This is a genomic window from Ilumatobacter coccineus YM16-304 (genome assembly GCF_000348785.1).
GTDB classification, from domain to species: domain Bacteria; phylum Actinomycetota; class Acidimicrobiia; order Acidimicrobiales; family Ilumatobacteraceae; genus Ilumatobacter_A; species Ilumatobacter_A coccineus.
This window is the reverse complement of the sequence record NC_020520.1, coordinates 854,862-876,328: the sequence shown is the minus strand read 5'-3', so window position 1 is coordinate 876,328 and position 21,467 is coordinate 854,862. Positions and strand designations below refer to the sequence as shown.

Genomic DNA, 21,467 nt, shown 5'->3' with positions numbered 1-21,467 from the left:
GAGCATCAGAAGTCGATCGGTTCGCCGACGCATTCCGCATCGAGCAGATTGAACGGCGACTCGTCGACGCCGCCGGCGTACGTCACGCCGTAGCCGTAGTTCGCGTCGACGGCGTTCGGGTCGTAGAAGTCGTACGTCTCGAAACCGACGATGAGGTACCCGTAGCCGGCCGGCACCGCCGACGCGAAGGCCCAGTCGTCGCCGGTCAGTTCGTCGTAGTTGGTCGGCAGGACGATGGTCGAGGCGACTTCGAGGTCGTTCGACGGATCGCCGTCGGTCACGCTGTCCTGGTCGACGTACGCCGTCAGACTCGCCCGGAACATGAACGGCATCCCTTCCGACTCGCAGTACGTGTTGTCGGGATCGGGGTTGAACACTTCCGTGGTGCCGCTCCATTCGAGACGGTCGTCGCTGTGCTCGATGTCGACATCGAGCACGTACGGCGCCGTTTCGAACCGGACGTCGAAGGTCCGGCGGTACACGGTGTCGTCGGCGCCGTCGGAGAAGGTGACCACCACTTCGACGAAGTCGGCGATCGGGTCGACGATGGAGTCGCCGGTGTAGTCGCCCGCCGGATCGAAGAACACGTAGGGCACCGCGGCCCTCGACTCCTCGTACCAGTCGATCGGTCCGAACCCGTAGTCGTCACTGCTGTAACCGACCACTTCGATCGTCGGGTCAGCGACCCCCACCGAATCGGTGATGACCCCTTGAACGGTCACGGCGAGACCGCCCGCCGTGGTGAAGTCGTGAGTGTCTGTGGTGAGCCCCGGACTCGACGTGATCGCGATGTCGAACGGGTCGGTACCCGGGAGGTCCGGGCTGATCTCGACCGACGCGGTGCCGGGCGGCAGGAACAGTTCGAGCTCGTAGTCGCCGTTCTCGTCGGTGTACACGTCGATCTCGTCGAACGTGTCGAGTTCGTTGTCGCCTGCGTCATCGGCCACGACCGACACCGTGAAGTACTCGTCGACGAACGCAGTGCCGCTGCTCGCGTACGTGACGGTGCCGTCGAGTTCGAGCGAGGTGGTCTGCGCGTCGAGCACGTCGACGGTGTTCTGGCCGGGCGTCGTGTCGACGACGACCGAGAAGCGCTCGTACGGATCGGAGTAGAAGCCGCCGAGGAGGATGACGGCGTTGACCGTCTCGGAATCGGACGCCACGGCGAAGGTGGTCTCGTAGTAGCCGAACTCATCGGGGTAGACGGCCACGTTGCGTTCACCGAGGTTGGTGCCAGGGGAACCCTCGGTGGACGACATGTACACGTCGATGTTGGTCAACCCGGTTCGAGCGACACCGCGGTACTCGATCGTGCCGCTCAGCGTGACCGTCGTGGTCAGTCGATCCCACACGAAGGTGAGCGGGTTGTCACCGTCGACGAGCGTCTGCGTCCTGACGGCCGGGATGTCTTCGGCCGACACCCAACTCGCGTTGATCCACTGGACGTCGACGGTCGTGCCGACCCGATCCCGTGGGGCCAGGATGGTTCCGGCGATGTCTCCGTTGGCCTCCGGGGTCACGCTGACCTGAGCGAAGCCGCCTCCACCGAGCCGCAACAAAGCGTCCTCGTCGAGTGGATCACCGTCGCGGCGGAGGTTGCCGGTGATGACGATCTTCGGCGGGTCGTAGTCGTCGTCATGGACGATGGCGTTGACGCCGTCGCCGATGGCCGCCGACACCTGGCGGACGAGGTCGCCCGAGTTCGGTCCGATCCGCGTGCCGTGGCCGACGACCGTCGCGTTGTCGGGCACGATGAAGAAGGTGGTGAAGTCACCGTTCGCATCGGGAGAGATCGTGTAGCTGGTCGAGAAGTTCGACTGCGCGTTTGCAGCGATCCGACTGTCGACGTGGAACTGCTGCGCAGTGGTGACTGGAACGGTGGTGCCCGAACTGCTGTCGGTCAGACGGCCGGTGACCAGCACGCCGCGCCCGCGTAGCGCCACGTCGAAGTCGAGCGCGTTGCCGCCGGCACCGAGGCTGCTGAAGATCTGTTCGGGGTCCTCGGCGGTGTACGGGCCGATGCCCGTACGAACCAGCACGCGCACCGAGTCGACCGTCGACGGCGTGAGGAGGTCGAAGCTGTACTGCCCGTCGACGACGTCGGCGACGACGAACCGACCCCAGTTGACGCCCGGATCGTTGTCGGACACGTAGAACTGCAACGGCACCGGATAGTCGCCTCCGCTGATCGTGGCGGCGCCCGACACGGTGATCGACTGGACCACCACGACCGGATCGAACGTGACGGCGTTCGGACCGGCGACGAGGCCGGTTTCGGTCTGCTCGGGCCACAGCGACGCGTCGGGACCGATGCGAGCGGTCAGCGTCGCTTCGGTCGCCCACATCGGGAGCAGCAGTTCGAAGTCGTAGGAGCCGTCGGTGTCGTCGGGATCGACGACCACGTTGATGCTCCGGTTCTGGCTCGCACCGTCGGAGGCAGCCACCACGACGGTGACGTTGCCCGACGGCGAGCCGACGCCATGCGTCATGGTGCCCGACACCTCGAGCACCGGGCGGAGCGAGATCAGTTCGACCGACACCTCGTTCGATCCGCCGACGAGCGGATCGATGGTGGCGCTCGCCGTGCCGTCGTCGGCGTCGGACACCGAGACGTCGACGTCGATGGCCACGGCGTCACGCAGCAAGGTCTCGGAGTACGCGAACGACCCGTCGACCGGATCGATGGTCACGTCGACCGAACTCGACACCGATCCCCCACCGTCACGCGACACGGAGAGGTCGATCGTCGCATCGCCGGCGATCGGCGCGCCGTTGCGGGTCGCGACACCGTCGATCTCGATGATCGGCGGGTCGTAGACCTCGGCGAAGGCCACCTCGTTGTCGCCAGGCGTGAGCCCGGTGAAGGTGCGCACGACGGGGCTCTCACCGGGAATACCGACGAGCCACGAGAGCAGGATCTCGTTGGTGTCGCTGCGCTCACTGAACGCGAGTTGGAACTCCCCGTCGACCACGTCGACGACGTCGTCGTAGGTCGCCACGACCGTGCCGTCGTTCTCGCGCAGGATGCTGCGGATGGTGGCCTGGCCCGTGAACGGGCCGTCGGCGTCGGCGAGTACGCCGGTGACGTTCACGTCGACGGGCAGCGCGGCGTCGCCGTCGAAGTCGACCACGGTGGTACCGGTTTCGATCGTCGGCACCGCGATCGTCGGGTAGTCGATCGGATCGGCGCCGATCTCGGCCACGATCGACGCCGACGTCGAGGTCTCCGGGATCTCGACGACGAACGAGTACTCGCCGTTGAACGGGTTGACGAAGACGTCACGGACGATGACGAGGGTTTCGGGGGCTCCGCTCGTTCGTGTCGCCTCGACGGTGACCACGAACCGCTTCGAGCCGCCGACGAACGCGCCGTCGGCGGTCATCACGCCGCTCACGTCGAGCCGGTGCGTGATGGCATCGGTGGAGTAGGGCACCACCGTCGGTGTTCCGTCGTCGGCGAGTCCGCTGAACGCTTGCAGCGTGCGATGCGCCCGCCATGGCCCGACGGCTGCCGACACGGTGCCGCGCACGGCGGACGGCGGCGCGACGTGGCCGACGGAGTACGTCCCGTCGCTCCCGACCGGTGCGTACACGGTGGCGAGGTCGACCAGATCGTCGTCGCCATCGAAGTACTCCACCGTCAGCGGCCGGTTGCCGGTCGCGGCGGCGGAGTCGATCTCGAGGGTGCCGGTGAAGGTCACGCCGGCCGCATCGACCGTCGGGTCGAAGGCCACGGAGGTGACCCCCGACGGCTGCACGGCCGAGCGGGTGGTCGGACGGGCGGCGACGCTGAAACCGGCGCGCGCCGTGATGTCGACTTCGTCGACGCCGATCGGCAGATCGGTGGCGAAGCTGTAGTCGCCGTTGGCGTCGGACGTCGCCGCCACGATGGTGGCGTAGCTGGCGTCGGTGGCCGCGACGTCGAAGTACGTGTTTCCGGAGATCGGCACGCCGTCGCCCGTGATGCGACCCGACACCGCGACCGACGGGCCGTCGACGACCACGTCGAACGGCACGAGATTCGTCCCGTCGACGAGCCCCGTCGGGTCGATCGTCGGGTAGTCAGCGGCGATCGATCCGGCTGCTGCCGTGACGTTCACGGTCGTGACGCCGGCCGGCAGGTCGAAGGTCGCGTCCCAGTCGCCCGAACCGTCGGGCCAGATCCCCACCGATTGACGCGGATACCCGACCGCGTCGACCCGCAGTTCGAAGCGGTTGGGAACCTGGCCGTTGACCGACGCCGATCCCGACAGCACCAGGCGCGGCGCGCTGACGACGATGTCGAGCGGCACGTCGTTGAGCCCGCCGGAAGGCGCGTCGAACACGCTGGTGACGACGTTGGACGGGTGACCGCTCGTTCCGACCAACTCGACGCTCGTCGTGGTCGACGCCACGTAGGTCTCGACCACGTAGCTGCCAGACGCGTCGGCTGCAATCGGAAGTGTCTGCGTCGACGGCGTGGCGAAGCCGGGGCGCGTCGCCCTGACGGTGACCGAGCCGACCGCGGGGTCGCCGTTGTAGCGCAACTGTCCGGCGATGCGCAGCAACGGCGGGTCGTACGAGCGTGTGAAGTCGAGTTCGTTGAGACCCGGAACCAGGTTCGGGTAGGTGGCGGTCTCGTGGTCGTGGTCGATGCCGATGCGCCACACAACGTCGAGTTCGGTCACCGCGAGCGGCAGGCCGACGACCTCGGAGTAGGCGCCGGTCGCATCGGGCACGACGGTGAGGCGAGTGCCGACCACCTTGTTCCCATCGACGTCGTCACCGACCAACTCGAGCGTGGTCGGTGTGGTCACCGGCTCGTTGCCCGATTCCAGGGTGCCGCTCAACTCGACCACCGTGGCGGTCGCTGCCGGGATGACCAGCGCGATCGGACCGACGCTGAGCTGACCGGTGAACGGCGCCTTCTGAGGCAGCGGCACGACTGCGGAGGCTGCCACGTCCGTCGAGCCGACGGCGCGAGCCACCACGTCGACGTCGTAGGGGTACGTCACCTCGCTCGGAGGGTCGCTGAGCGGGTCGGGTCCGGTCGTGCAGCGCCAGTTGCCCACCGTGTCGGTGGTCGTGACGCAGTCGACGAGGCCAGGGGCGCTGGCCTCGACTTCGACGCCGACGGCGATCGTGTCGGGGTCGTCGATGCGGACCGATCCCGACAGCACGAACTCGCAGGTGAGGATTCCAGCTTCGTTCCCCATCGCGATCTCGATGGCGAGCACTTCGATGGTGTGTTCTTCCGCCGGGCCGGAGTTGTCGCAGAACACCGAGTTCGCGGCGACGAGTCGGCGCGCCTGCTCGCGGTACGGTTCGAGGAGTTCGCTGCCGGGGCGCGGCCGGTTCGGTTGGTCGAACACGTCGGACGACACCGTGAAGGGCGAGTCGGCGGGGTCGGTGAGCCGCCACGAGTCGCTGAACTCGAAGAACTCGTCGACATGGGCTCGCGCGTCGGCGAGGGTGATCTCGTCCCAGTTCCCGATGGGCTCGGCAACGTCGCGAATGAGCAGGTCGGTCGCCGGGTCGCCGTCGGCGAGCCCGAGGAGGCCGACGATCGAAGCGTCGTCGGCGACGAAGACGTCGACGTTGAGATAGCTGTTCACCTGGATGACCACGTCGATGTCGGTCGTGGTGAACCGGTATGTGCCTGCCGTGGTGCGTCCGACGAACACGCCGGGGGACACCTCGATGTACGAACCGATCGGGAACTCGATGATGTCTCCGTCGAGGCGAACGGCGGGCGGGCGCGTGGTGACCTCGAGCTTGACACCCGCCTGCTCGACGGCCACACCGGTGACCACCGTGGCGGCGAAGAGGCTGGTACTGGATCCGAAGTCCTCATGTCGTGCCACGACGCGCGGACCGTCGGGGTCGGGGTCGACCTGCTGGGCGTACACGTATTCGCCACGCGTCTGCGCGTCGTAGCGGAGCCCGTCGAAGCTCGTCATGTGCGGGTCGCCCCAGGCGCCGCCGCCCGAGCCACCCGGGCCACCGTTTCCTCCCCCGCCGGGGCCGCCGGGGCCGCCGGGTCCACCGGGCGGTCCCGGCGGGTCGGGCGGCGGCGGCGGGGGACACGGCTCGGGCTCGGGTGGGAACCCGTCCTTGGCCTCCCAGACGACGATGATCGAGTCGCTGCCTCGGCCTGGCGCTGTGACACCGCCCGGCCCCTTCGATTCGGGGAGCGATGTCAGGCCAGGCTTGCCGCACGGCACGGGGATCGGTTCCTGTTTCCGCGGGTCGCGTTGCGTGGTGGCCATGAACACGCCCGGCTGGTCGCTCTCCGAGCCCCGGCCCGGCAGGAAGCCCGGAACCGGTTGGCTCTTGTCGGCCTCCATACGACCGGTCGGCGTCCACGCGGTGTCGTCGGCACCCTCACTCTCGATCGCGACGGTTGCCCCGCCGGGCACCTCCAGCGAGGAGTCACCCACGATGTCGATGAAGTCGTCGGTGCAGTTCAACTCGACGGTGAACTCCTGCGTTTCGAGCGGCACTGCCGTCTCCACCTCGTAGACGACGCTCGGAATGCCGTCGGACTGCTCGGGGCAGGTCATTGTCGCCTCGGCGGTGGTCGAGGCCGCAGCGAACGTTCCCGACGCCGGCGAGATCGAGACCGTGTATCCGGCGGGGACGGCCTCGCCCTCCTTGAGTGCAATCGTCCACGCCGCGTCGTCGAGGTGTTCCTGTGTGACCGTGAACGACGTCGTGGGTGTGCGCTTCGCGAGCGACACCGTCGATGGAACGACCTCGAGCTTGCGAGTGCAGTCGAGTTCGAACTTCAGTGGCTCGCTGCTCGTGTCATCGACCGAGGCGGTCCATTGTCGCTCGACCTTCTTCGACTCCGCTCCTTCGCAGTCGAGCGTGAACTCGATCGGCACGTCGTCCTTGGTCGTCTGGCCAGGCGAGTTTCCGACCACGAACCGACCCGTCGTCGGGAACGGCGTCAACGCATGCCCTTCGGTCCCCGACAACGTCTCCTCGAGCGTCCACTGTTCCTCGTCGAGGCCCGACTGCTTGAGCGTCACCGTCGCCTCCGGCTCGGCGATCGAGAGCTTGACCGGTTCCTTCTCCTCCCATTCGAGCGAGCGAGCGCACTGCACCGAGAACTCACCGATGTACGTCGGGAAACTGAGCGCTCCGCCCAACGCCTCGGACGAGCCGAGGATTCGGTACATGACCTTCTCACCATGGTCAAGGCACCGCGACTCGGTCATGTCGAATGTGGCGACGGCGCCAGACGCCGACTTCGCCACGTCGACGATGACATCGGGCTCGAGACTCGACCCGTCGACTCGAAACACGTCGAAATCAGACGTGAGTTCCCCGGGGAACAGGACGAACGGTGGCGACGCCGTCCATTTCGCCTGCAACGTCTCGTCGATCGCGACTTTCTTGTCGGCATCGACGACCTCCCCGTCGATCGACAGGGTCGGCGTGCCACCGACCTCGGGTGGGAGCACCAACGACAGTTCTCCGAGCTTGACCGCGATCTTCGGCAGCGGCAGGTTGATCTTGAGGTCGGCGAACTGTTTGAAGAAGTTTGCGAACTGCGACGTGTCGAGTCCGAGTTCGGCGATCAACTCCGCCTTGAGACTGGTCCCCGTCTTCTTCGAAGCGAGCGTGTTCGCTTCGCTCTCGAAGGCGAACACCAACTGTGGACCGATCTTCGCCGCGAACGGCGTGACTTCACCGAGGTCCTCGCGGGACAGCAGGAACCCGATGAAACTCGCAACTCGGCCACCGATGCGAACACCGGCCGCGACGTTGAGGTAGACGCCAGCCGTGAAGGAGCCGCTGATCTCCAGACCGTTCTCGACACTTCCCAGGTCGAGACCGGGTTCGAACTTCGAGTCCTTGCAGTCCGCGTCGGCACTGGGGGTGGGATCGATCGGTTGGAATCCGCCTCCGTTGGTCCACCGAACGCCCCCGAGGAAACTCGCCGACACGCCGCACACGAGCGCGACGTCGAGAGCTTTCGCCGACGGACTCACCGACAGCGTCCCCTCGACCGAAACCGAGGGATCGATGACGCCGTTCAGCACGGTGCCCAGTGGCGGTGGAATGTCGATGGTGGCCTTGCCGAGCGACTTCGAGCACGACAACCCGATGGAGCCCGACAACGCGAGCTTGCCCTTCACCCCCGCTTTCAGCGACCCTGCGAGGCCGAGCGTTGCCTGCAGACCCACGAGATCGCCATCGGGAGTGTCGATGTACAGCAGCTTTCCGTCGAGACCCAGCGATTTCTCGAACACGAGGTCGAGTCCGCCCAGGCCGACTCCGCCGGTCACACCGCACGGCCGATCCTTCTTCTCCTCGGCGTCGGCCGAACTCGGGCGGTCGAGCGACGAGGGCGCGGTCGTGCCAGACGGGCTTCCGTGCCCGGGCCCGATCGAATCGGCGAACGGTCCGGCAACGTCGGACTCGCAGCTTTCCTCGGAGACGTCGTCGGGATCGTCGGTGAGCGCGTAGCAGACGACATCGGGCCCGAGATCGACCAGCCCGCGATCGGAGAGGTCCGCGAAGTCGACGTCGAAGTTCGCTTCGGTGAAGATGTCACCCAGCGGGGTGAACTCCAGCGTCACCAGGCTGAGGCCGTTGCGTTCGATGGTGGGTGCGCCGCTGGGCTCGATGACCGTTCCCATGGCACGTTCGCTGGCGACGGTGGTTCCGACCGCTGGCGGGGTCCCGGTCAGCACATACGGAAAGTACGACGGTGCGTTCTCGTCGCCCTCGAACGTGCGGGCCTCGAACTCGGCCAGGGTGAACGGGTCGATCGAGGAGACGTCCGCGCCTGCCGGCGGAGGAATGAGCACACGGTCTGGATCGAGTCGGAGAATGTCGGCTTCGAACCGCACCGAGCTCACCCAGAAGTAGAGGTCGGTCGCCACACCGGGGACCGACACCGCGATCGCCTCGGCACCGATGGTCGATGAGCCACTGACCGTGACTTCGCCGTCCTCCAACTGCGCGTCGAAGATCCGATCGGTCTGCTCGATCTTTGCGCCGGCAGGGACCGGCCGATCGCTCGGAAGGCCATCGGGCCCGTAGTGGACGAGCCGAACGGAGGCGGTCTCGTCATCGCCCGTGAACATCACCGACGACGGCTCGAGATGCCAGCCTTCGGTGAACAGCGGTTGCAGTTGGTTCGGCACGCCGGTCGGCACGTAGCCGACGACGTCGACCGTCAGATGCGTCTCGGCCGACGAGAACAGACACACCTGACCCGCATCGTTCAGCTTCGCCACCAACTCGTTACCCACCACGACACCCGCCGCGTCGTAGTTCAACGACGACGCCAACGGCATCTCACCACACGGAAAAACGGTCACGAACCCACGACCCGACGGCACGATCGCCGTCACATTCATCACCGCAGCCGACACACCCGACCCCGGCACACCACCACGACCAACCACATCCAGGCGAACCGTCTCCCCCGCCTCGACACGACCATCACCCTCGAACAACCCATCAACCGTCTTCGCATCCGCCTGATCACGCGACTCCAACACACGCGCCGGATCCAACGACACGATCTCGCTCGACTCCGGCACGTAGCCGACGACGTCGACGGTCAGATGCGTCTCGCCGGAGGTGAAGAGGCACACCTCGCCGTCGGCGTTCAGCTTGGCGATGAGCTCGTTGCCGATGACCACGCCCGCCGCGTCGTAGTTGAGCGACGATGCCAACGGCTGATCGCCGCAGGGGAAGACGGTGACGTAGCCGCGCCCGGAGGGCACGATCGCGGTCACGTTCATCACGGCAGCCGCGACGCCGTCGGTCGGGACGCCGCCGCGACCGGCGATCTCGAGGGTGACCTTCGAGCCGGCGGTGACGCGACCGTCGCCTTCGAACAGGCCGTCGACCGTCTTCGCGTCGTCGGCATCGCGCGACTCGAACACACGTGCCGGATCGAGCGAGACGAGTGACGACGACTCGGGGACGTAGCCGACGACGTCGACCGTCAAATGCGTCTCAGCCGACGAGAACAGACACACCTGACCCGCATCGTTCAGCTTCGCCACCAACTCGTTGCCCACCACGACACCCGCCGCGTCGTAGTTCAACGACGACGCCAACGGCATCTCACCACACGGGAACACCGTCACGAACCCGCGACCCGACGGCACGATCGCCGTCACATTCATCACCGCAGCCGACACACCCGACCCCGGCACACCACCACGACCAACCACATCCAGGCGAACCGTCTCCCCCGCCTCCACACGACCATCACCCTCGAACAACCCATCAACCGTCTTCGCATCGTCGGCATCACGCGACTCCAACACACGCGCCGGATCCAACGACACGATCTCGCCGGACGCCACGAGCGACGACGGCGATGCCGAGGCGGGTTCGGGCGAGACCGGCACGTCGTCCTTCGCGAGTTCGCGAGCCCAGTCGAGAACGGATCCGCCGGACACCTCCGCGGTGGACGAGGCGACCTCGTCGGCGAGCCACGTCAGCAGCGGGTTCGCCGTCGTCGAGTCACCGGCCGGATCTGCTGCCGAGTCTGTCGGCGAGTCGGTGTCGTCGGGCTGCTCGGTGTCGTCGGCGCCGGGCACGCTGGTCTCCGCGACCGGTTCGACCGGCTCGCCGTGCCCGTCGTCGGCTGCCACCGGCACCGCGGCGGCGAGGCACAAGGCCATGCCCGTCAGCGTCGCAAGTCCGTACCGCATGCTCTTCGTCGCCATCTGTGCAGATCCTCCGTCGGCGCGCGACCCGTCTGCCGGCGCCCTCCGCGCAAGGTAACGACGGGCCGGTAACAGCTGGCTAACAGCGCTGTTCTGCCGCCACGACCGGCCGCCTCCGACCGGCGTGGCCCGGCGTGCGGCACAGCATGAGCCACCGTCGCCACCTTGTCGCTACGGTGAGTGTGTGGCCGATGAAATTGCCCCATACGGATCGAACACCAACGCCGACCCGGCGCTCAAACGCGTCCGGACCAGACACTTCCAGCAGGCGAAGGAGAACGGCATCAAGATCACCGGCCTCACGAGCTACGAGTGCCTGTCGGCGAGCGTGTTCGACGACGCCGGTATCGACTTCCTCCTCGTCGGCGACTCCGCCGGCAACACGGTGTTCGGCTACGACACGACCATTCCGGTCACCGTCGACGAGCTGATCCCGCTCACCGCGGCCGTGGTCCGCGCCGTCAACCGGGCGCTCGTCATCGCCGACATGCCGTTCGGCTCGTACGAGAACGGACCAGACCAGGCGTTGAGCACCGCGATCCGGTTCATGAAGGAAACCGGGTGCCATGCGGTCAAGTGCGAAGGAGGCGTGCGCAGCTCGAAGCAGATCAAGCGCATCGTCCGCGCCGGCATTCCGGTCATGGGCCACGTCGGGTTCACACCGCAGAGCGAGCACGGTCTCGGCGGACACATCATCCAAGGCCGTGGCGACGACGGCGCCGAGCAGCTGCTCGCCGACGCTCACGCCGTCGAAGACGCCGGCGCGTTCGCCGTGGTGCTCGAGATGGTGCCGTCGGAGGTCGCCGGCCAAGTCACCCGCGAACTCACGATTCCGACGATCAGCGTCGGCGCCGGCCCGCAGTGCGACGGCCAACTGATGGTCTGGACCGACTGGGCCGGATTCACCTCCGGCCGCATTCCGCGATTCGTCAAGCAGTACGCCGACCTCGCCGGCACGCTCAAGCAGGCTGCGCTCTCGTACCGCGAAGAGGTCGAAGCCGGGATCTACCCCGGCCCCGAACACGAGTACGGCGCCTGAGCCTCCTCGCCGACCCGGTCAGGCGGTCGGTGTCGGGCGCTGTTCGACCCGGAAGCTGATCTCGCCTGCGAACTCGTCGTCGATCTCGACGTGCAGGTCGTATTCGCCCGGCGACGGGAAGCTGATGACCGACAGCGGCACCACGATCGGAACCTGCCGACCCTCGCCAGGTTGCAGCCCGGCCGGCGGCGGGGTCTCGTGCATCGAGACCTTGACGGTGGCGACGAGCGTGGCGGTCTCGGCCGCTTTGGCCTTGATCACCATGCCGTGCGCCTCGCTCGCTTCGTGCGGCGGCAGGTAGACGAGCGCCGCCACGTGGCAGGCGAACTGGGCCGGGAAGGTGGGAGCGACGAGACGCGTCAGCCCACCCGACTGTACGAACAGCAGGCCCTCTCGGATCTGCGCGAAGTCGCAGAGGATCAGCGCATTGAGCCGGGCGGTCACCTCGCCGATCGTACCGACCGACGTCGAGGTGCGCGGTCGACGTCGAGTGCGCGGCTGGCGAACGCAACCCTGTCGGTAGCGTGGGCCCATGGCAGACGACGATGATTCGAACGTCAACCCGTTCAACCCGTTCGAGGGCATGCCGATGTTCGGCGACATCTCGAAGATGCTGGCCGGGCAAGGCCCGCTGAACTGGGACGCCGCGCGTCAGTTCGCCATCATGTCGGCCACGGGCGGCGACGCTGCCGGACTCGTCGGCTTCGGCGGAGCACAACCGACCGCCACGCCCAACATCGACCCCACGGTTCGGATCAAGTACGCCGAACTGGCCAACATCGCTCGCCTCCACGTCGCCGACGTGATGGGCATCGAGGTGCCCGACGTCGAGCCCTCGGTCGCCACCCCCGAGCAGTGGGCCGTCGAGACGCTCGAGGCGTATCGTCCGCTGTTCACCGACATGGCGACCTCGCTCGGCCCGAGCGACGACCTGCCCGACGAGGCGGCGTCCGACCCGATGGCCCAGATGATGGCCGGGCTGTCGAAGATGATGGCGCCGGCGATGCTCGGCATGGCCGTCGGTTCGATGGTCGGCAACCTCGCTCGCCGAGCGTTCGGCGTCTACGACCTGCCGATCCCGCGGGCCACCCCGGCGCTGGTGCTGGTTCCGCCGACGATCGACGCGTTCGCCGCTGAGTGGGAGATCTCCGAAGACGAGATGCGGCTGTGGGTGCTGGCGCACGAGCTCGCCGGGCTCGCGTTGTTCGCCGTGCCGCACATCGCCGAACACCTGCAAGCGCTCGTTCGAGAGCACGTCGGCGCGTTCCGTCCCGATGCGTCCGCCGTCACCGACAAGCTCACGTCGCTCGACATCGACCAGTCCGACCCGATGGCCGCGATGCAGTCGGCGTTCGGCGATCCCGAGGTGTTGCTCGGTGCGGTGCGTTCGCCCGAGCAGCTCGCGATGGAACCCGTGCTCGACGCAGCGGTGGCCACGATCATCGGCGCCATCGACTGGGTGGTCGACGCCGTGGCCGTTCGCATCATCGGCGGCAACGCGCTCCAGATCGCCGAAGCGGTTCGCCGTCGACGCTCCGAGTCGTCACCCGACGACAAGTTCGTCGAACGCCTGCTGGGTATCCGGCTCGGCGCCGAGCAGACCGCTCGCGGCAAGGCGTTCGTGCAGGGCGTGGTCGACCGCGCCGGCGAGACCGGCCTGGCCCCGCTCTTCGCCGACCCCGAAGCCATGCCGACGCCGAGCGAGATCGAAGCTCCCGGCCTCTGGCTCGCTCGCGTCAGCCCCGAATAGCCGACGGCTCAGGAGTTCGGCCGCGGCCGCCGGTCGGCCGGAGGACGCTGACCTCGAGCACGCGGCGGAGGGCGACGAGCGCGCCGTGACCGACCGCGACCCTGCGACGGGCGACGCCGACGCCGACGCTTCGGACCCGAACGTGACCGGCTGGTGCCGACACGCAGGTTGACGAGGGTTGCGGCTGCGACCACACCGACGATGAGGAATCCGATCTCGCCGGGGACCCTGATCGCCACCGCCACGAACGCCGCAGCCGCCCAGGCGAACTGGAACCGAGTCTCGAACGACGCGAATGCTCGACCCTGGTTGGCGCCGGGGGCGTCGCGTTGCACGATGCTCTCGAAGCTGAGGCGACCGATCGATGCGACGAAGTTGACGACCGCCGCCACGAGTACACCGGCGACCGGGCCGCCGAGCGCAGCGAGACCGATACCTCCGGCCGCGCTCACGACGAGCGCCGCCGACAGCATGGTCTCCTCCTGCATCCGAGCCCGCAGCCGTGGGGCGATCGCGTTGCCGATCATCGTGGCCACCGCCGACACGCCGACCGCCGCACCGAAGAGCAGCGTGCCCTTGTCTTGCGAGCGCAGCCAGAACGCGAGGTGGAAGAACGTGAAGCCGACGTTGGCTCGCAACACCGTCATCGCCAGCGAGGCGACCTGCAGGCCGCTCGAGTGCAACTGAGCGGACTCCTCCTCGCCGGCAGCGTGGTCGGCGACGACCTCCTTCGGCAGTTTCGTCGCGGACGCGAACGACAGGCCGAACAGGATGGCGCCGTAGACGAGCGCGCCGCCGGGCCCGACCGTCTTGAGCAGGATGCCGGCCGGGATCACGGCCACGGCGCCGGTGATACCGGAGAGCAGACCCAGCTTGGAGTTGGCCTCCACCAGTTCGGTCTCGGACCGAACGGTCGACGGCACGAGCGCCGACTTCGACACCACGTACGTCTTCTGCAGCACCAGCGATCCGAACACGAGCGGGAACAGCACGATGCCGTCGATGTACTGCGCCATCAGGATCAGGAGTACGAGCCGGGCGATCGCCACCGTCTGGATCACGAGTCGGCGGCCACCGGCGATCCGGTCGATGAGCGGGCCGATCAGCGGCGCGACGAACAGGAACGGCGCGAAACTGATCGCGAGGAACATCAGCACCTGGGTGCGAGCGGCATCGAGTTCGACGCTGAAGAAGAACGAATCGGCGAGCGCGACCACCATCGCCGCATCGCCCGCCATCATCAACGCGTGGGTGACCGCGAGGCGGGTGAACGGTGACATCGGCGGTTGCGACGGTGCCCCCCGTGTCGTGTTCACGGTCGAATTCTACGCACCGCACTGCGCCACACCGCGCCGCCCCGACACCGTCGCCTGGGTCGTGTCGATCGGATGGTCTGGCAGCCGACGCGGGCCGTAGGGTGACGGCATGGCGTCGACCGAGCTGGTACTGACTGATCGAATCCTGATGGGCCCGGGCCCGTGCAATCCCTACCCCGAGGCCGTGCAGGCGCTCGGGCGCCCGATGCTCGGTCACCTCGACCCCGAGTTCATCGCGCTCCTCGACGAGACCAACGAGCGGTTGCGCACCGTGTTCGGCACGTCGAACGCGCTCACGTTCCCGGTGTCGGGCACGGGCTCGGCGGGCATGGAAGCGGCGATCGTCAACTTCGTCGGCCCAGGCGACACCGTGGTCGTCGCGGTCAACGGCGTCTTCGGCGGCCGGATGGTCGACGTCGTGTCGCGGACCGGCGCGGAGGCCATCGCCGTCGAGCACGAGTGGGGGCAGCCCGTCGACATCGACCGGATGGTCGCCGCCCACCCGGCGCCGGCGATGTTCGCCATGGTGCACGCCGAGACCTCGACGGGCGTCGAGAGCGACGTTGCTGCGATGGGCGCCCGCAAGGGTGATGCGCTGTTGCTCGCCGACTGTGTCACGTCGCTGGGCGGTGTCGACCTCCAGGTCGACGGATGGGGCATCGACATCGCGTACAGCGGAACGCAGAAGTGCCTCGGTGTCGCACCCGGTCTCGCTCCGCTCACCGTGTCGGACCGGGCGATCGAGCGGATCAAGCCGACGCCGCAGTCGTGGTACCTCGACCTCAACATGATCGCCGCCTACGTCACCGGCAGCGGAGCGCGCGCCTATCACCACACCGCGCCGATCTCGATGATCATGTCGCTGCACGCCGGGCTCGGCGCCGTCCTCGCCGAAGGGCTCGACGCCGTTCGCGCCCGGCACCAGGCCGTTGGCGACGCCGTCAAGCAGGGCATGGTCGACCTCGGCTTCGAACTCTTCGCCGCCGAAGGGCATCGCCTCGCACCGCTCAGCTCGATCGTCATTCCCGAGGGTCACCTCGGTTCGATGACCGAGGCCGAGGTGCGATCACGGCTGCTCGGCGACTACGGCATCGAGATCGGCGGCGGCCTCGGACCGGTTGCCGGCAAGGTCTGGCGCATCGGCAGCATGGGCCACACCGCCCGTCAGCGCAACGTCACCACGTTGCTCGGTGCACTCGCCGACATCCTCGGGTGAACGCAGAGCATCGCCTGTCTGAACGGAGAGCATCGCCCGTCTGAACGCCGAGTGTCGCTCGGGCGGGTACATTCGTGCCCCGTGCCCGGCGACTCCTCCGAGACCCCTGCGACGTTCTCCATCCCGACACCCATCAGGTCACTGCTGGTCCTCGGGCTGATCTACACCTTCCTCGTCGGCGTGTCGTCGCTCGAGACCGGCATCAAGATCATGGGCGAAGACACCCAGGAGCGTCTGTTCTCCAGTGTCAGCAACCCGATCGCCGCCTTGTGCATCGGCATTCTCGGCACGGTGCTCGTGCAGTCGTCGTCGGCGTCGACGTCGGTGATCGTGGGTCTTGTCGCCACCGGCAACATCTCGGTCGACGACGCCGTCCCGATGATCATGGGCGCCAACATCGGTACGACGGTCACCAACACCCTGGTGTCGCTCGGTCACGTGCGACACTCCGGTGAGTTCAAGCGTGCGTTCGCCGCGGCGACCGTGCACGACTTCTTCAACGTGCTCGCCGTGGGCATCCTGCTGCCGTTCGAGATGATCACCGGGTTCATCTCCGACATCGCCATCTGGATCAGCGAACGACTCGTCGGCTCGGCCGGCAGCGAGTGGAAGAGCCCGATCAAGGCGTGGGTGAAGGAACCGGTTGGATGGATCGTCGATGCCTGGGAGGCGACCGGCATGTCGGGCAACGCCCTCGGCACGATCGTGGTCATCACCGGCCTCGTCGTGGTGCTCGCGGCGCTCACCTTCATCACGAAGAACATGCGACAACTCGTCGCCGACCGCGTCGAACGGTCGGTCAACTCGGTGCTCGGCAAGGGCAGTGGATCGGTCGCGATGCTGCTCGGGCTCGTCATCACCATCGCGGTGCAGTCGTCGAGCATCACCACGTCGATTCTGATTCCGCTCTCGGCGGCCGGTGTGCTGTCGTTGCGCAACGCGTATCCGGTCACCCTCGGAGCGAACGTCGGCACCACGATCACCGCGCTCTTGGCTGCGCTGGCCACCTCCCGGCCCGAGGCGCTCACCGTCGGACTCGTTCACACCACCTTCAACATCATCGGCATCGCGGTGCTGTACGTTCCACCGTGGTGGCGAGACGTGCCGATCCGGCTCGCCGAAGGCTTGGCCGAGATCGCTGTCAAGCGGCGAGCTCTGGCGGTTGGATATGTCATGGGAGCGTTCATCGTTCTTCCGCTCATCGGCGTCGCGGTACTCCGCTAGGTCCACAGAAAGCAGAACACCATGGTCTTGTCATTCTTCACCAAGAGCTCCGGCGGCCTCGAGCACGTCGTGTCCAAGGCGGTCGGCATGCTGGGCGACGCACGCCACTCGTTCGACCTGGCGACGCTCGCGCTGCTCACCGACACCGACGTCGCCGCCGTCGATGCCGACATCCGTGAGACCGATCAGCGCATCAACCACACCGAGCAGGAGCTCCGCTCCGAACTCGTCGTCCATGTGACCGTGCAGGGGTCGACCGACATCGGATCGGTGCTCGGCATGATCCTGCTGATCAAGAAGATCGAGCGGATCGGCGATCAGGCCAAGAACGTGCTCGACCTCGCCCAGAGCGGGGTGGATCTCGCCCACGAGCCCGACACCGCCGAGATGCTCGCGGAGCGCGGCATCATCTCGACGCTGTTCGGCGAAGCGGCCGAACTGCTCGCCGACCCCGACGATGCACGCCTCGACGACATCTCGCGCCGCGGCGGTGCGCTGCTCGACAAGCATCAAGCCAAGATCGAGGAGTACCTCCACTCCGACCGACCCGGCAGGGAGGTGGTGCCGCGGGCGATCTACTACCGATTCTTGAAGCGCATCGTCGCCAACCTCCTCGGCATCGTCCGCACGGCGAACGAGCCGCTCCCCACCGTCGACTACCTCGACGACGGCGAGACCGACACCGACGACTGAGTCGAGTCGGCCGCTACCGGCAACGGGTGACCGGGGTCAGCGTGCGTACTTGTAGCCGAGGCCGCGGATCGTGACGATGCGAACCGGGTTGGCCGGGTCGTTCTCGATCTTGCCGCGCAACCGTTTGATGTGGACGTCGAGCGTCTTGGTGTCGCCGACATAGTCGTGACCCCACACGCGATCGATCAGCGTGTCACGCGGGAGCACCCGGCCGGCGTTGGCCAGGAGGATGTGGAGCAGCTCGAACTCCTTGAGCGGCAACGTGATCTCGGTGCCGTCGACCTCCACCAGGTGCTGGCTCGGGTCGAGCTGCACGCCGTCGACCGCGAGCGAGTCGGGCGTCATCAACGCCACGCCGTCGCCCGACGGTGCACGCCGCAACACCGCGCGGATCCGGGCGGTGAGCTCGCGCATCCGATACGGCTTCGTGACGTAGTCGTCGGCACCCACCTCGAGCCCGACCACCGTGTCGATCTCGGCGCTCTTGGCCGTGACCATGATGATCGGCACCTGCGTCTTCTTGCGGAGTTGACGGCAGACCTCGATGCCGCTCAGTTTGGGCAGCATCACGTCGAGGAGCACGAGGTCGGGGTCGACCTCGTCGAACATCGACAACGCTTCGGCTCCGTCGACGGCGACCGCGACGTCGAAGCCCTCGCGTGACAGCCCGATCTGTAGCGCCTCGACGAACCCGGGCTCGTCTTCGACGACAAGAATGGTCGCTTCACTCATCGGTCATCTCCTGGTGTGTGGTCGACGTGGACTCCGTCGACTCGTTCGTGTCGGTCAGGTCGGCGGCATCGACCACGAGTGACGCCGGGAGGCGGAGCACGAACGTCGAGCCTTCGCCTTCCTGCGACGACACGACGCACTCTCCGCCATGGTTGGATGCCACGTGCCGGACGATCGACAGTCCGAGTCCGGTCCCGCCGGTCTCTCGGCTGCGCGCCCGGTCGACGCGGTAGAAACGCTCGAACACCCGGTCGAGGTCGCGGGTGGGGATGCCGACGCCTTGGTCGCTCACCATCACCTCGACCCATCGATCGTCGGCGCGGGTACGCACCTGCACGACGCCGTCGTCGTCGCTGTACTTCACCGCGTTCTCGACGAGGTTGCCGATCGCCGAGGTGAGCTGGCGCCGATCTGCACGCAGCACGATGTCGCCCTTCGCGCCGAAGGCGGTCACTTCGACGCGTTCGCCGCCGTCGGCGCCGCGGCCGCGTGCGACCGCTCCGTCGACGATGTCGCTCAGGTCGACGATGTCGTCAGCCAAGCGAGTCGACTCGATACGCGAGAGTTCGAGCAGGTCGTCGATCGTGGTGACGGCTCGGTGCGACTCTGCGACGACGCGACTCGCCACCCGGGCGACCACCTCGGGATCGGTCTCGTCTTCGAGCATCTCGGCGAGTACCGCGATCGCGCCGACCGGGGTCTTCAGCTCGTGCGAGATGTTGGCCACGAAGTCGGTGCGCATCGCGTCGATCCGCGTGCGATCCGACACGTCGTCGACGGTCACCAGCACCCAGCCATCGGCGAGCGGCTCGGCGACGAGCTCGAGCGACGCTCGAGGTGGGCCGTGCAGATCGAGCCGCTTGTCGGTCGACTGGCCGGCCGAGGCGGCGGCGATGGCACGGTCGACGTGCTCGTCGACGATCACGCCGACGTGCGTGCCGAGCATGGCGGTCGCGGCCCGATTTCGGAGTGTGGTGTCACTGGTCGGGTGGTGCAGCACGAGGGCGAGGTCGAGTCGATCGGCTGCCTCGATCGCCGCAGCGACCATTCGTCGGTGGTCGTCGGGGAGCTCGTCGTCGGCCGGATCCGGTGTGGGTGTGGGCGGGAGACGTCGTCGAGCATCGGCGAGTCGTTGGCTGACGATGCCGATGCACACGCCAGCGAGAAGCCCGACGATCGCAACGACGAACATGTCGCTCAGGTCTCGTCCAGCTCGACCTCATCCGTCAGCGCGTCGGCGTCGGCGACACCGAACCCGCTCTCGGAGTGCGAATGGTCGGGAAGCCACCCGTCGACGATGTAGCGGGTGCGCTCGGCGATGTTCACGGCGTGGTCACCGATTCGCTCGTAGAAGCGCGCCACCACGGCCAACTGCACCGCCACCTGCAGGTCGATGTGCCCTGCGGCGTGGCTCTCGAAGATCAGCTGGATGAACTGCTTGTGCAGGTCGTCGAGGTACGCGTCCATGTCGTGCAGCGCCGCGGCGCGGGCGCCGTCTGACGCGAGATACGACTCGGTGCACTCCTTGAACAGCAGTGCCGCCTGCGACCCGCACTTCTGGATGATGCCGCGCAGGCTCGCGTCGAGGTCGTGGCTGTAGATGCGACGTGCGGCTTTGCAGATGTTGACGCAGAGGTCGGCGGAGCGTTCGACGTCGGCGATGATCTTGATCGCCGAGACCAGCTCGCGCAGGTCGCTGGCGACCGGCGCCTGCAGCGCGATGATGCTGAAGCAACGCTCTTCCATCTCGAGCGACTTGGCGTCGTACTCGTCGTCGCCGAGGATCATGTACTCGGCACCTTCGAGGTCGCCGTCGAGGAGGATCTCGGTGGCGCGCGGCACCAGTTCGGTGACGCCGGCCGACAGACGTGCGATGCCGGTGCGGATCTCCGACAGTTGTTCGTGGAAGACGGTGCGAAGGTCTTGTGTCATCAGCCGAACCGCCCCGTGACGTACTGCTCGGTCCGCTTGTCGTCGGGAGACGAGAAGATCTTCTCGGTCGGGTTGACCTCGACCATCAGGCCGGTGCGCTGATCGGAGTCGGGGTTGACCTCGACGGAGAAGAACGCCGTGCGGTCGCTCGTTCGCGCTGCCTGCTGCATGTTGTGCGTCACGATCACGATCGTGTATTCGTCTTTCAGTTCCTGCATCAGGTCTTCGATGCGGGCGGTGGCGATCGGGTCGAGCGCGGAGCACGGCTCGTCCATCAGCAAGACGTCGGGCTCGACGGCGATGGCACGGGCGATGCAGAGACGCTGCTGCTGGCCACCCGACATGCCCAACGCCGAGGCGCTGAGGCGATCCTTGACCTCGTCCCACAGTGCGGCACGGCGCAGCGAGCGCTCGACCAGGTCGTCGGTGGCGGACTTGCCCTTCACCTTGCCGGCCACGCGCGGACCGTAGGCGATGTTGTCGTAGATGCTCTTGGGGAACGGGTTGGGCTTCTGGAAGACCATGCCGATCCGTCGGCGCACCTCCACTGCGTCGACTCGCGAGGCGTAGAGGTCGACGCCGTGATAGGTGAGCGATCCTTCGACGCGTGCGGAGTCGATCAGGTCGTTCATGCGGTTGAAGCACCGCAGGATGGTGGTCTTGCCACAGCCCGACGGGCCGATGAACGAGGTGATCTGGTGCTCGACGATGTCGATGTCGACGTCGCGCACGGCGAGGAAGTCGCCGTAGTAGACGTTGAGACCACGCGCTTCGAAGACGGTCGCCGGAGCGGCTGCCTCGTCGGCGGTCGAGGGTCCTTGTTTCGTTGCGACGGCCCCCGAATCGGCCAGTTCGGTCGGGTCAGCTTCGGTCATGTTGT

General features: G+C 67.2%; 12 protein-coding genes. 5 read left to right on the top strand and 7 right to left on the bottom strand.

The annotated features are described in order from the left end of the window. Positions 1-5 precede the first annotated feature (5 nt). Positions 6-10,685, bottom strand: a complete 10,680-nt coding sequence (locus YM304_RS24535) for a VWD domain-containing protein (protein WP_041297987.1) — start codon at positions 10,683-10,685, stop codon at positions 6-8. A gap of 184 nt (positions 10,686-10,869) precedes the next feature. On the opposite strand from YM304_RS24535, the gene panB reads away from it, so the two are divergent. After that, entirely contained in the window at positions 10,870-11,724 is an 855-nt protein-coding gene (gene panB / locus YM304_RS03930) for a 3-methyl-2-oxobutanoate hydroxymethyltransferase (RefSeq protein WP_015440344.1), read from the top strand. 18 nt (positions 11,725-11,742) lie between these two features. Here panB and YM304_RS03925 read toward each other — a convergent pair whose 3' ends face one another. Further along, positions 11,743-12,168: a DUF6941 family protein gene (locus YM304_RS03925; RefSeq protein WP_015440343.1), complete on the bottom strand. Its 426-nt coding sequence runs from the start codon at positions 12,166-12,168 to the stop codon at positions 11,743-11,745. 88 nt (positions 12,169-12,256) lie between these two features. Between YM304_RS03925 and YM304_RS03920 the strand changes: the two genes are divergently transcribed. Then, positions 12,257-13,474, top strand: coding sequence for a zinc-dependent metalloprotease (locus YM304_RS03920; protein WP_015440342.1), 1,218 nt, complete (start codon positions 12,257-12,259; stop codon positions 13,472-13,474). An 8-nt stretch (positions 13,475-13,482) separates the two neighbouring features. Here YM304_RS03920 and YM304_RS03915 read toward each other — a convergent pair whose 3' ends face one another. Beyond that, positions 13,483-14,790 carry an MFS transporter gene (locus tag YM304_RS03915; protein ID WP_041297984.1) on the bottom strand — a complete coding sequence of 436 codons (1,308 nt, stop codon included), beginning with the start codon at positions 14,788-14,790 and terminating at the stop codon, positions 13,483-13,485. A gap of 109 nt (positions 14,791-14,899) precedes the next feature. Here YM304_RS03915 and YM304_RS03910 point away from each other — a divergent pair, with 109 nt between their 5' ends. The 3 genes from YM304_RS03910 (at position 14,900) to YM304_RS03900 (ending at position 17,923) form a co-directional block, all read left to right on the top strand. Continuing rightward, on the top strand, positions 14,900-16,006 hold the full coding sequence (locus YM304_RS03910) for a pyridoxal-phosphate-dependent aminotransferase family protein (protein WP_015440340.1): 1,107 nt from the start codon (positions 14,900-14,902) through the stop codon (positions 16,004-16,006). Positions 16,007-16,087: 81 nt separating this feature from the next. Beyond that, positions 16,088-17,230, top strand: coding sequence for a Na/Pi symporter (locus tag YM304_RS03905; protein ID WP_015440339.1), 1,143 nt, complete (start codon positions 16,088-16,090; stop codon positions 17,228-17,230). A 21-nt stretch (positions 17,231-17,251) separates the two neighbouring features. Further along, positions 17,252-17,923 carry a PhoU domain-containing protein gene (locus tag YM304_RS03900; RefSeq protein WP_015440338.1) on the top strand — a complete coding sequence of 224 codons (672 nt, stop codon included), beginning with the start codon at positions 17,252-17,254 and terminating at the stop codon, positions 17,921-17,923. Positions 17,924-17,959: 36 nt separating this feature from the next. On the opposite strand, the gene YM304_RS03895 is transcribed toward YM304_RS03900, so the two are convergent. The 4 genes from YM304_RS03895 to pstB are packed head-to-tail and all read right to left on the bottom strand — an operon-like array spanning position 17,960 to position 21,462. Beyond that, complete coding sequence (locus YM304_RS03895) at positions 17,960-18,655, bottom strand: response regulator transcription factor (protein WP_015440337.1); 696 nt, start codon at positions 18,653-18,655, stop codon at positions 17,960-17,962. Continuing rightward, a complete protein-coding gene (locus YM304_RS03890; protein WP_015440336.1) occupies positions 18,648-19,847 on the bottom strand; it encodes a sensor histidine kinase in 1,200 nt (399 codons plus the stop codon). Before YM304_RS03890 ends, YM304_RS03895 begins: the two co-directional genes overlap by 8 nt. Before the next feature lie 5 nt (positions 19,848-19,852). Beyond that, positions 19,853-20,587: a phosphate signaling complex protein PhoU gene (phoU, locus tag YM304_RS03885; protein ID WP_015440335.1), complete on the bottom strand. Its 735-nt coding sequence runs from the start codon at positions 20,585-20,587 to the stop codon at positions 19,853-19,855. Further along, entirely contained in the window at positions 20,587-21,462 is an 876-nt protein-coding gene (gene pstB, locus YM304_RS03880; RefSeq protein WP_015440334.1) for a phosphate ABC transporter ATP-binding protein PstB, read from the bottom strand. Before pstB ends, phoU begins: the two co-directional genes overlap by 1 nt. Positions 21,463-21,467: the final 5 nt, after the last annotated feature.